This is a genomic window from Streptomyces sp. NPDC021622, from assembly GCF_040640795.1.
Classification (GTDB): Bacteria; Actinomycetota; Actinomycetes; order Streptomycetales; family Streptomycetaceae; genus Streptomyces.
This window is the reverse complement of record NZ_JBFACK010000027.1, coordinates 101,292-113,567: the sequence shown is the minus strand read 5'-3', so window position 1 is coordinate 113,567 and position 12,276 is coordinate 101,292. Positions and strand designations below refer to the sequence as shown.

9 protein-coding genes are annotated in these 12,276 nt (G+C 70.3%); 6 read left to right on the top strand and 3 right to left on the bottom strand.

What is annotated here, in order from left to right; genetic code table 11:
- The 3 genes from AB0G47_RS38490 to AB0G47_RS38480 form a co-directional block, all read left to right on the top strand.
- Positions 1-431: GPP34 family phosphoprotein (locus tag AB0G47_RS38490; protein ID WP_360779998.1), on the top strand; the 431-nt coding region annotated here is incomplete at its 5' end.
- Positions 432-862: 431 nt separating this feature from the next.
- Positions 863-1,720 (top strand): helix-turn-helix transcriptional regulator, encoded by an 858-nt coding sequence (locus tag AB0G47_RS38485; RefSeq protein ID WP_266865492.1) that lies wholly within the window; start codon positions 863-865, stop codon positions 1,718-1,720.
- A gap of 219 nt (positions 1,721-1,939) precedes the next feature.
- Entirely contained in the window at positions 1,940-2,149 is a 210-nt protein-coding gene (locus tag AB0G47_RS38480; protein ID WP_360779995.1) for a DUF397 domain-containing protein, read from the top strand.
- A 126-nt stretch (positions 2,150-2,275) separates the two neighbouring features.
- Here AB0G47_RS38480 and AB0G47_RS38475 read toward each other — a convergent pair whose 3' ends face one another.
- Positions 2,276-3,139 (bottom strand): hypothetical protein, encoded by an 864-nt coding sequence (locus AB0G47_RS38475; RefSeq protein WP_360779993.1) that lies wholly within the window; start codon positions 3,137-3,139, stop codon positions 2,276-2,278.
- 89 nt (positions 3,140-3,228) lie between these two features.
- Between AB0G47_RS38475 and AB0G47_RS38470 the strand changes: the two genes are divergently transcribed.
- Positions 3,229-4,020 carry an SDR family oxidoreductase gene (locus tag AB0G47_RS38470; protein WP_360779990.1) on the top strand — a complete coding sequence of 264 codons (792 nt, stop codon included), beginning with the start codon at positions 3,229-3,231 and terminating at the stop codon, positions 4,018-4,020.
- A gap of 268 nt (positions 4,021-4,288) precedes the next feature.
- A complete protein-coding gene (locus tag AB0G47_RS38465) occupies positions 4,289-5,863 on the top strand; it encodes a sodium:solute symporter family protein (protein WP_360779987.1) in 1,575 nt (524 codons plus the stop codon).
- Positions 5,864-5,947: 84 nt separating this feature from the next.
- Here AB0G47_RS38465 and AB0G47_RS38460 read toward each other — a convergent pair whose 3' ends face one another.
- Together AB0G47_RS38460 and AB0G47_RS38455 are read right to left on the bottom strand one after the other, a co-directional pair.
- Positions 5,948-7,063: an ADP-ribosylglycohydrolase family protein gene (locus AB0G47_RS38460; RefSeq protein ID WP_360779984.1), complete on the bottom strand. Its 1,116-nt coding sequence runs from the start codon at positions 7,061-7,063 to the stop codon at positions 5,948-5,950.
- A 196-nt stretch (positions 7,064-7,259) separates the two neighbouring features.
- Positions 7,260-10,649, bottom strand: coding sequence for a tetratricopeptide repeat protein (locus AB0G47_RS38455; protein ID WP_360779982.1), 3,390 nt, complete (start codon positions 10,647-10,649; stop codon positions 7,260-7,262).
- A gap of 210 nt (positions 10,650-10,859) precedes the next feature.
- Between AB0G47_RS38455 and AB0G47_RS38450 the strand changes: the two genes are divergently transcribed.
- Positions 10,860-12,266 (top strand): VCBS repeat-containing protein, encoded by a 1,407-nt coding sequence (locus AB0G47_RS38450; RefSeq protein WP_360779979.1) that lies wholly within the window; start codon positions 10,860-10,862, stop codon positions 12,264-12,266.
- Positions 12,267-12,276 lie beyond the last annotated feature (10 nt).

Here is a 12,276-nt window from a genome sequence, read left to right as displayed (position 1 = left end):
TATCGGGCCAGATGTGCGGAGTACTGCCGACGACTCGCTACCAAGCGACGGACACGGCCATCAGCCGGGACATCAGGGCCCGGCTGGACAGCGCGATCCGCACCGGCGTACCGCCGGACCCGCGGACCGCGGCGCTCGCCGCGCTGGCCCATGCGGTCGGACTCGGCAAGCATCTGTATCCCGGGAACGAGGGGCGTTCATCGCGCTCCAGGCTCCGGGATCTGATCAGGCACGACCCCATGGGCGGCCTCGTGGCGCACGCCGTGATGGACGTCCAGAACGGCGTGGCCGCTCAGCCGCGCCGCAGCCCGGCCCCAGCGGGACCGGGCGGGCAGGGCGGTGGCCGGCAGCCGGCCAGGACCGCTCCGGAACCAGGCGTGGTCCCGATGCAGCCACGCCGCGGATCCATGGCACGCGCCGTGGCCCACTGAGCCCGGCCGGGCGCGATCCCGGCCGAGCAACCAGCAGTCCACGAGCACGCAGCAGTCCAGCAGTCCAGCAGTAACGACCCAGCAGAACCGCTCAGCATCGAGTACGACCCAGCACCGCCACAGCCACGCCGCACCGCAGTCCCCCAGACCCGGTTCGGGAGCCGCTGGGCCGCGCGGGGCACCGGAACCGGACCGTCCGGACGACGACACCGGTTCCACCGCCCCGCGCGGCCGCACATCAGCACGAGGAACACCAAGCAGCACACCAGGCGCCGAGCAGGCGGACCGCACCCCTCACATCAGTCCTCACACCAGCGCTCACCCCCGTCCGCACATCGGCCGTTTCCCAGCGGTGCGCGGCGCGATGGTGGCACTCTGCTGAACAGCAGACACGCAAAGTAGAGGCATGTTGTAGTCGGAGGTGCACGTCCGTGGCGTCCAATGTCAATCCCACCGTCCGGCGACGCCGGTTGGGCCAGGAGCTTCGCCGGCTCCGCGAGCTCAAGGGCATGACGGCAGAGGAGGTCGCCGAGCGCCTGCTGGTCTCGCAGTCGAAGATCAGCCGCCTCGAGAACGGCCGCCGCTCCATCAGTCAGCGCGACGTACGCGATCTGTGCGGTGTGTACGAGGTCGAGGACCACCGCATCGTCGACTCGCTCATGCAAATGGCCAAGGACTCCCGCCAGCAGGGCTGGTGGCACTCCTTCGGCGACATCCCGTACAGCGTCTACATCGGGCTCGAGACCGATGCCGCGTCCCTGCGCGTCTACGATCCGCAGGTCGTCCCCGGGCTGCTGCAGACCCGCGCGTACGCCGAGGCGCTGATCACCGGCGCGCTGCCGGAGACCACGCCGACGGACATCGAGAAACGTGTGCAGGTCCGCGTCCGCCGCCAGGAGCGCATCTCCGCGCCGGAGAATCCTTTGCGCCTGTGGACCGTCCTCGACGAGTCGGCGCTGCGCCGCGTCGTCGGCTCCAAGCATCTGATGCGCGACCAGCTGGAGCATCTCGTGGAGCAGTCACAACTGCCGCACGTGACCGTCCAGGTGATCCCCTTCGACATGGGTGCGCATCCCGGCCTCAATGGGCAGTACGCGATTCTCGAGTTCCCGGACGCGGCGGATTCCAGCGTCGTCTACATCGAAGGCGTCACGAGCGATCTCTATCTGGAGAAGGCCAACGACGTCCAGCAGTACAGCGTCATGTACGAGCATCTGCGGGCACAGGCCCTGAATGTGGATCATTCACGCCAACTCATCGCGGACATCGCAAAAGAGTATGCGCGCTGAGCGATCAGCCGAGGGGTCTCGCGGGGAAGGCGCCGCACGGTACACCTTTCCCACATCGGGGCGGAAGACCCCACTGGAATATGCCATCCGGTTGAGTGAACGATCCCTTCACGCACCGATGTTGGCGAGTAGCGTCATTCACGCCAACAAGCAACAACTGCTGGCGCAACCGCTCACAGCGGTGACCGCAACTCAACAACTGGGCAAACCGGAGTAACCATGGCAATTCACCAAGGCGCTACGAATACGTGGGTCAAGTCCTCGTACTCCACGGGAAACGGCGCATGTGTCGAGGTCAAGTCGCCTCTTTCGACGGCGATTTCGGTCCGGGATTCGAAGGTCACCGAGGGCCCCGTCCTCGCCTTCCCCGCCGAATCGTGGAGCGCATTCGTCTCCGAGGTGAGCCGAGAGACGTCGCCTCTCGGCTAATACGCGCCACCCCGAGATCAACAACCTCATATGCACCACCGATTGAGCCCTCTCGACTGGCCCGCCGTCCCGGCCGAGGGGGCTCGGCTTATTTCCGGAAACCGGAAACCGGCTACCAGCTACCAGCTACCGCAACTGATCCACATACGTGTCCGTGCCCGGCACCGTGGGAATGAACGGCGCCACGAGTTCCACCCGCCCGAGGCCCGATTCCGCCACCGCGTCCACGCGCCCCGCGAAGTGCTCCTGCCAGCACTCCCGCGGATCGACCTGTAGGAACCAGAGCAGCGTAAGGCGCGTGTCGACGCCCTCGACCTGCTTCACGTACGTCATCCGGTCCCCCGGCAGCGGAGTCGGCCGGAAGATCGTCACCATCGCGGCAGGAGACCCGGCGAGAGCGCGCGGCAACCGCTTGGCCCGCAGCCACTCCAGCAACTGGGCCCGCTGCTCCCCCGATTCGGCGTCGATGACCTCGAGCACCAGGCCTTGGTAGGGATGGTCGAGCGCGTGGAAGTCGCGCGGCCCGGCCGCGCCGTCCCGGTAGACCGTCGCCTCGTGGTCCTGGAAGGCGGTGAAGACGTGCGTACGGTCCTGATAGACCCGGGCGTCCCGGTTGAGCCGCTTGTTGATGCCGACGGTCCACTTCATGTGGTCGTCGTAGCGCCCTTCGGTGACCCAGTACGTGGAGAGATAGCAGCCCGCCGTCACCGGCTGGGCCACCGCCGACTTCTCCGGGTGGCGCAGGAGTTGCAGCTCGCGCGGCGCGACCCAGCGGCGTCCGGCGTACATCCAGGGCATCGCCATCGCGCCGGCGTAGTAGTGGTCGTCCTCGTACCAGCGGTTGTACGCGTACTCATGGCCCGGATGCGGCTCGACCATGGTGATCAGGGCGTGCCCCGGGTGCACGCCGTACGGCCCGACGGCGGCCAGTTCGGCGTACGTGTCGCTGCGCGTGTCAATGCGGGTGTCAATACGTGTGTCTTCCCCCATGCCTCTCCCCTGCCTTCCTCTTCCTTCCTCCGGTGGACGCCCATACTCTGACGCCCCGTCAGCAAAACTGCCATAGCCGGGAGGCGCCCATGCCGTCGTCGCTCCTCGAAGGAAAGACCGTCGTCGTCTCGGGAGTCGGCGCCGGGCTCGGTCATCAGGTGGCGGCCGCCGTGGTGCGCGACGGCGGCCGTGCCGTCCTCGGGGCGCGCACCGAGGCGAACCTCGCCAAGTCGGCCGCGGAGATCGACCCCGAGGGAGCGCACACCGCATACCGCGCGACCGACATCACCGACGAGGGCCAGTGCGAGGCCCTGGCGCGGCTCGCCCGCGAACGCTTCGGCGGGATCGACGCGGTGGTCCATGTGGCCGCCTGGGACAGCTACTTCGGGGGCGTCGCGGACGCGGACTTCGCGACCTGGCAGCAGGTGATCGACGTCAATCTCCTCGGCACCCTGCGGATGACCCGTGCCTGCCTGCCCGCACTCAAGGAGCGGGGCGGCTCCGTCGTCTTCATCGGTACGCAGTCGGCCGTCGCCGCACCCTCACAGGTCCGCCAGGCGGCGTACGCGGCATCGAAGGGGGCGCTGACGTCGGCGATGTACTCGCTGGCGCACGAGGTCGGCCCGCAGCGCGTACGGGTCAACACCGTTCTCCCCGGCTGGATGTGGGGCCCGCCGGTCGAGGCGTACGTCCAGTTCACCGCGCACACCGAGGGCGTGCCGGAGGAGGAGGTGCGGGACCGGCTCGCGGCGCGGATGGCGCTGCCCGACCTTGCCACGGACGGGGACGTGGCGGACGCGGCGGTGTTCCTGGCGTCGGACAGGGCGCGGGCCATCACGGGGCAGTCGCTGCTGGTGAACGCGGGGGAGCTGATGCGGTAGCCGCCGCCCGGCGAACTCTTCACGGCCGTACGGGACTTGCTTCCCGTACGGCCTTTTCGTACCCCGTCGTGATAGTCAAGGATGTGAACACAGGTCAGCAAACAGAACGATTTTACTCGCTCTTGACCTCACGGACGGTTGTCCGCGCCCCACGGCCGAACCCACGATGAGCGGGCACTTCAAGGCCGCCCATGTCCGTATGTCACGAAACTGGCGAAGTGCACGGCATTTCTGCGCAGTTCACAAGGCGGACCCCTGGAGGGCGCACATGAACAGTCTCGACTGGGCCGTGCTCATCGGCTACTTCGGCGTGATGGTCGCGATCGGCGTCTGGTCCCACAAGCGGGTGGACAACGTCAGTGACTTCTTCACCGCGGGCGGCAAGATGCCCTGGTGGCTCTCGGGCATCTCGCACCACATGTCCGGCTACAGCGCGGTGATGTTCACCGGGTACGCGGGCATCGCGTACACCTACGGCGTGACGTCCTTCGTCACCTGGTCCTTCCCGATCGCGCTCGGCATCGCGATCGGCGCCAGGCTCTTCGCGCCGCGCATCAACCGGCTGCGCTCACGGCTGCACGTGGCATCGCCGCTCGAATACCTGAAGAACCGCTACAACCTCCCCACCCAGCAGGCGCTCGCCTGGTCCGGCATGCTCCTCAAGATCGTGGACGTGGGCGCGAAGTGGGCCGCGATCGCGACGCTGCTCTCCGTCTTCACCGGCGTCTCGCTCAACCAGGGCATCCTGATCACCGGTGCGATCACCGCCGTCTACTGCACGATCGGCGGCCTGTGGGCGGACGCCCTCACGGAGTTGGGACAGTTCATCATCCAACTCTTCGCGGGCATCGCGATGTTCGTGGCCGTTGTCCTCGAACTGGGCGACCACGGCGGCTTCTTCGGCGTCTGGGACGAGCCGGAACTCGCGGGCCACGGAAAGCCGCTGGTCGGCCCGTACGGAACGGTCTTCCTTCTCGCCTTCCTGTTCATCAAGCTCTTCGAGTACAACGGCGGCATGCTGAACCAGGCGCAGCGCTACATGGCGACCTCGGGTCCGAAGGAGGCCGCGCGCTCGGCCCGCCTGTCGGCGGCGCTGTGGCTGGTGTGGCCGGTGGTCCTGTTCTTCCCCATGTGGATGTCGCCCCTGCTGGTCGACGCGAAGAACCCGGACGGCTCGGACGCGTACGGCCTGATGACCGAACAGCTCCTTCCGCACGGCCTGTTGGGCCTCGTCATCGTCGGCTTCTTCTCCCACACGATGGCCATGTGCTCCTCCGACGCGAACGCGATCGCCGCGGTCTTCACGCGGGACGTGGCGCCGGTCCTGTCCAAGAAGGCCAGGCAGTGGAACGAGCGCTCGGGCCTGATCGCCGCCCGCCTGACGACGGTGATCTTCCTGGGCCTGTCCATGGCGGTGGCCACGCAGGTCAACTCGCCCACGTTCAAGGACATCATCACGGTCGTCATCAAGTGGGTGGCCGGCCTGATGGGTCCCATCGCGATCCCGATGATGCTGGGTCTGCTGCGGCCGTTCCGGAGGTCTGGCCCGACGGCCGCGCTCACCAGCTGGGCGCTTGGCCTGCTTGCCTTCTGGCTGGTCAACTACCCCATCAACTGGAGCGTCGAGGGCGGAGTGCCGCTGGAGTACCAGGTTTCGATCCCGCTGGCGGTATCGCTCTTCCTCTACATCCTGATCGGCTATGTGAAGCCGGAGGACACCCCGGAGCGGGATGCGATCATCGAGAAGGTCAACACAGACGGCTCCGCCGGTTCAGCGGTTGTTCCTGCGCCGGCGGAAGCAGGGGACGACGTGGTGGGTACCCCGCAGCGTCCCGCACCGTAAATCACCGGCTCCGCCGAGTTCGTCCTCAAACGCCGGACGGGCTGGAGATTTCCCCGGCACCGGCTGAGATGTTTCAGCCGGTGCCTACCGCGGATACCGCGCAAGCCACCCCGGTGAAGAAACCGCCGGCCCGTGCAAGGCCGGGCCCTGTGTCATCTCCATGGCGAAATCGTCCGCCAGTTCAAGAATCGTCGGGCGTCCCTCGAGCTCGCTGAGCCAGCCGGGAGGCAGCGCGGTCTCCCCGTGCAGGGCGCCGAGCAGGGCGCCGCACAAGGACCCGGCGGCAGCCGACGCACCGCCGTGGTTCACGGCGAGCCGCAGCCCGTGCCGGATGTCCTCGCCGACCAGGGCGCAGTACACGGCGGCTCCGAGCACACCTTCCGCGGAGCCGTCCCCCAGCAGCTCCTCCACCCGGGAGGGAGAGGGCATTCCCTGCCGTACGGCACCCAGCGCATGCTTCAGCGCATCGGTGACGGGCTGGTGCCCCGGCCTTGCGGCGAGCAGGGCTAGCGCCCGCTGGATGGCACCGTCGAGTGACTCCCCCCGGGCGAGCCCGTGCACGAGCACGGTGTGCGCACCGGCGGCGAGATAGGCGCCGGGGTGCCCGTGGGTCTGCACGGCGCACTCCACGGCGAGCTGCAGGACCAGCTGCGGCTCCCACCCCACCAGCAGCCCGAAGGGAGCGGACCGGGTGACGGCCTCCGCGCCCCGCTCTTCGGGGTTCTTGGGCAGTTCGAGCGTGCCCATGGTCTCGTCCCCGAGACCGACCAGGCAGGCCCTGGCGGGCGACCGCCGCGAGTAGAGCCACTCCTCGCGCGCGAGCCAGCCGTCCTCCTTGCGCCGCTCGTCGGGCCCCCAGTCGCTCTGGGTGGCGGCCCACCGCCGGTAGGCGCGGTGCAGATCGGTCGGCGGATGCCAGGCCCCGGTGTCGCGCCGCACCTGGGCGCGTATGAGTCCGTCGACGGTGAAGAGGGTGAGCTGGGTGGCGGCGGTGACCGCGCCGCGCCGGCCGTGCGCGGGGGCGGGTTCGGTCAGCCCTTCCGCACCGTGGGCCTCGCGTATCCCGTCGAGGCTCAGCTCGTCGACGGGCGCGCCGAGCGCGTCACCGAGGGCGGCTCCGAGCAGCGTGCCGCGCACCCGGCTGCGAAAGTCCTGCTGCTCGGCACGGCCCCAGACTCCGGTGGCTGCTGCGGTGCTCACGGCACCTCCTCCCCTGCTCTCCCTGTCGCTCCCCCGTGCACTTCTGCGCAGCACTGTAATCGACCAGGAACGGTCGATTCAGGGTCGATGCGATTTCTGAAGAGTCGCCCCTGAGATCACTTTTGACCGGCGTTCACCAGGCCTTTTCATATTCACCAGGCCTTTTCGACACGGGCCGGGAATGGCCGCAACTCCGTCACGGAGCGGGAATGGCCGGATCCGGCTCGCCGGTCGTCTCCGCGTACCGCGCGCGGACGGCGTCCCGGGCCGCGGCCACCCTCGCGATGCGCGGCCCGAGCCGCCCCCTGTCGGCCCCCGGCGCGTGGAGGAGTTCCGTCATGAGCTCGGCGAGCTCCGCCAAGTCGTCCCACTCCTGGTCGGACGTGACGAAGGCGGTGAGGCGGTTGTCCAGGGCGGGCCAGTCGTCCTGGGCCGCGGCGATCATGGCCGCGGATGCGGCGTCCGGTTCCCCGTCGGCCGAGCGGGGCAGGCAGGCGAACAGCTCCCGCCAGAGCGGGGCCGCGGCCGCCGCGCCCCGCTCGCCGCTCTCCGCGAGGGCCAGGAAACCGAGGCGGTCCACTTCGTCGGGCATCCGGCGGGCGGCCTCGCGGGCGAGCGACCAGCGGCCGGTCCTGCGGTGGACCGCGGAGAGCTCCTCGAGCAGGTCGGTCTCGTCCGAGCCGGCCGCCACGGCCGCGGAGATCTCAGCGAGCGCCTCGCGCGGGCGGCCGCACCACAGGTGGATGCGTGCGGCGTTCTCGTGTCCCCAGGACGAGGCGGTGCTGACTTCGTTGTAGCGCGCCATGTCGGCCAGGGCGCGCTCGATCCGTCCGGTGGCCGTGCAGGTGATCGCGTGCCGCATCAGATACCAGCCCGCGTCGGGTTCCAGCTCCAGGGCGCGGTCCAGGTCCTCGAGCGCCTCGGTGTAGCGGCCCTGTACGTGCCGGACGGCTCCGCGCTTGCAGCGCGCGTTGCCGTAGTCGGGGTCCGCCTCTACCGCCTTGTCGAGGTCGGCGGCCGCCTCCTCGATCCGGCCGAGGCCGTGCAGCGCGTCCGCGCGGCAGTAGAGGCACCAGGCGTCGCCGGGCAGCAGGGTCACGGCCCGGTCGGCGTCGGCGAGGGCCCGCTCGTATTCATCGCGGTAGCAGAGCTGTCTGCTGCGGTGGGCGAGCGCCCACACATAGTCCGGGGCGAGCTCGATGGCCCGGTCCAGTTCCGTGAGCGCCTCGTCGTCCTGGTCCAGGATGGAGAGGGCGACGCCCCGGCCCGCATGGGCGGTGGCATCGTCGGGGACCAGTTCGATCGCCTTGTCGTACTGGTCGAGTGCCTCCTGCCACCGGCCCGCGGCCCGCAGGGCGTGGCCGCGCATCCGTACGATCCAGGCCCACTCGGGAGCCAGTTCCAGGGCACGGTCGAGATCCGCGACGGCCTGCTCGTGCTCCCCCCGGTCGCTGCGGACCGATGACCGCTGCGCCAGCGCCCACGCGTACTCCGCATCCAGCTCGACGGCCCGGTCGAGGTCCGCGAGCGCCTCTTCGTTCCGGCCGAGCGCATGGCGGGCGACGCCCCGGTCCGCCCAGGGCATCGGGTCCGTCGGGTCGCGTTCGATCGCCCCGTCCAGATCCCTGATCGCCGCGTCGAAGTCCCCGAGAAGACGGTGGGTCTCGCCCCGCAGCGCGAGCACCCGGTCGGCGTCGGGGTCCAGTTCGTAGGCGCGGTCCAGGTCGGCGAGCGCCTCCGCGTACTCCTCGCGCAGCTTGTGCGTGAACCCCCGGCCGAAGTACGCGCGCTCCTGCGCCGGGTCGAGTTCGACGGCCCGGTCGTACTCGACGAGCGCCCGGTCGTACTCACCGCTCTCGCGCAGCTCACGGCCGCGCAGCGTACGGGCGAGGGCCTGCCCCTCGGTGTCGAGCCCGGCCCGGTCGAGCAGCAGCCCCAGCGCGTCGACCGGTGATCCTTCGGCGAGCTCGGCAAGGAGGTCGCGGCCCCACTGGCCCACGCCCTCCGCCTCGGCGTCGTCCCCGGCCTCGGTGAGCAGCTGCGCCCAGCGCCTTGCCATGACCTCGCCCTTGTCGCAGGCGTCGACGGCGCCCCGCAAGGCGTGCGGCAGCGCGCCGCGCGGGTCGGCGCACAGCTGGTGGTACGCCTGGGAGATGCGCAGCTCCCACCATGCGTCGTCGGACCACAAGTCGTCCTCGGTGGCGCCCTGTTCGGCCTCGGCCCGCCAGCCGCCGAACAGCTCCGCGAGCCGCTGCTGCTGCCGCGTCCACCCCCGTGGCGAGCGGTTGCGCTGCAGCCGCAGCATCGGCGCGCGCACCACCGCGTGGTACTGCACGCGGTCGCCGCGGTCGCTCACGAAGGGCAGGGCGCGCAGCCACCCGAAGAGCCCCGGCGCCTCGTCCTCCGCGCAGTCCACGGCCGCCCGGAACACATCGCCGTCCAGGCGCCTCGGCAGCGCGCAGGCCAGCGCCGCCGCCCTGCGGACGGGGTCCGCCTCCCACTTCAGGAACCGCTCGACGGCCGTCGCGCTCGGGTCGCTCACGTCGTCGAGGTCGACCGGGCGCCCCTCGGCGAGCATCGAGACCAGGACGGGAAGACCGCCGGTGAGCCGCAGCACCTCTTCGACCACCGGCTCCGCGGCCACCCCCTTGCCGGCGAGCAGCCCGCGCGATTCCAGCTCGGTGAACGGGCCGAGCGGCACATCCGCCATGAAGTCCGCGTAGCCGCCCCAGCGCGTGGTGTCGAAGGGCCGCTGGCCCGCCGTCACGACGACCACGTTGGCGGGCAGCGCGCCGTGCCGTTCGGTCGTCATCACCTCGTGCAGCCAGCCGTCGAGGATCGGCGCCGTGATCTCGTACGTGTCGAAGAACAGCACGATCCAGGGTGCGGCGGCCGCGGCGTCCGACAGTTCGGTGATCAGGACCGGCGTGAGGACCCGCTCCGGGGAGAGGACCAGCTGGACGTCCTCCTGATTGCGGAAGCGCGCACTCAGACCCGCCCTCAACCGGTCGGCTCCCTGGGCGAGTTGGGCGGGGTCGACCGCCCCGGCGAAGGCGCCGACGCCCGGCACGAGCCCCAGGCCGACCAGGCTGGCGCGGGCGGCGGCCATGCTGGCGGGCGACGGGGACGGCTGCGCGTTCAGCACGGGATCGGATCCCGGTCCTGCCGCCTGCTGGGCTTCGAGCGCGGCCGCCGCTGCCGCCGACACCGACTCCGCCTCCTGCCGCCGGTCGCGGTGGGCGGCGAGCAGCCGGTCGAGATCCTTGAACCGCCGTTCCTGGCGGGCGAATTGGGCGCTGATCGCGGACAGCGCCTCCGGCACGCTGCCGACCGCCTCGTCGACGTACGCGGTCAGCGCGCCGCGGTCGCGGGCCAGCTGCTCCAACTCCCGTACCAGAGAGGTCTTTCCGACGCCCGCGTTGCCGTGCACATGGAAGAGGAAGCGGTGCCGCTCGTCGTCCACCGGCAGGTCGAAGTTCTCCCGGAACGCGGCGAGTTCATCCCGGCGGCCGACGAATCCGGCCCGCCTGCGCCGGCGTATCAGCTCCTGCATGGACGGCCGACGCTCCGCACCCCCGGACGCCATGGGCCGCACCTCCCCCGAAAGTCCCCGCGCACGCCTGCCGCCGACTGCCCTGCGCACAGTCTTCCACCGCCCGTTCGCACGCGGGCAGAAACCGCCGCCCCCGCACGGTCACCAACATCCGGCGCCGTAAAGGTGAACCTGCGATGTACAACCATCCCGCCAGGGCGCTGGTCTCCCTTACGTCACAGCAGTTTCCCCTCAGGAGGACCAGTGCGCCGTTCCCTCATCGCCGCCGCGGCGGCAGCCGCCATCGCGACGCCGCTCGCCGTCGTGGCGACGACCGGTTCCGCGGCGGCGGCCCCCGTACCGCACCGCATTCCGGTGACCGACTTCAACAAGGACGGGTACGCCGACCTCGCCGTCTCCGCGGGCCGCGGCACCGTCGACGGCAAGACCGGCGCCGGCTACATATCGATCGTGTACGGCTCGGCGGCCGGTGCCGACACCGCGAACGCCAAGCAGATCAGCCGCGCCACCCCCGGTATGCCGGGCACCCCCGAGCAGGGGGCGGGCTTCGGCCTGCGCACCACCGCACGTGACCTCGACGGAGACGGATACACCGACCTCGTCGTGAACGACGAGCCCTACGACGTAGTGCTCTGGGGTTCCGAGTTCGGCCTCACCGGGATCTCGCAGTTCCCCGGCGAGTCCGCGTTCGACCTGAAGGCCGGCGACTTCAACGGCGACGGCAAGGCCGACCTCGTCGCCAACACCCGCGCCGGCCTGGAGACCCGCTTCGGCCCGTTCACCCGCGACGGGAAGCCCGCGTCCAGCAAGATCCTGGAGATCGGCGAGTACGACGGCCCGGCCGACATCATCGTCGGCGACATGACGGGCGACGGCGCGGACGACCTCGTCACCAGCCACTCCTTCGAGGAGATGCAGCACACCTCGAAGCTGTGGAAGGGCGGCAAGGACGGCTTCACCGGCGCCACCACTCCCACCGGCCAGTTCACCGTCGACGGCGTCATCGCCGACGTGGACAAGGACGGGTACGGCGACCTGGTGGCCCGCGAGGTGGACCACGTCTCCGAGATGCAGGAGTACGACGCGGGCGCGGTCCGCGTCATCTACGGCGCCGCGTCCGGTCTCTCCGACCGCACCAAGAAGATCACCCAGGACACCGCGGGCGTCCCCGGCGTCGGCGAGCAGGGCGACTGGGACCTCGGCGACATGGGCGACCAGTTCGGCTACTCCCTCTCCGCCGGTGACGTCACCGGCGACGGCTACCCGGACATCGCCGTCGGCGTGCCCGGCGAGGACATCGACTCCGCCGGCGACACGGGCGCCATCGTCCTCCTCAAGGGTGGCTCGGCCGGCCTGACCGGCACCGGCGCCCAGGCCTTCAACCAGACCACCGCGGGCGTCCCCGGCGTCTCGGAGGGCGGCGACGCCTTCGGCAGCGCCGTCCTGCTCGCGGACGTGAACAACAACAACCGTGCCGACCTGACCGTGGGCGCGCCCACGGAGGACGGCACGGTCAAGGACTCGGGCGCGGCCTGGCTCCTGCGCGGCTCCCAGAACGGTCTGACGACGACCAACATCACGTCGTTCAGCCCGTCCTCGCTGGGCACCGCGCAGGACGGCGCCCAGTTCGGCGGACAGCTCGCCCAGTAGTCGCCCCGGT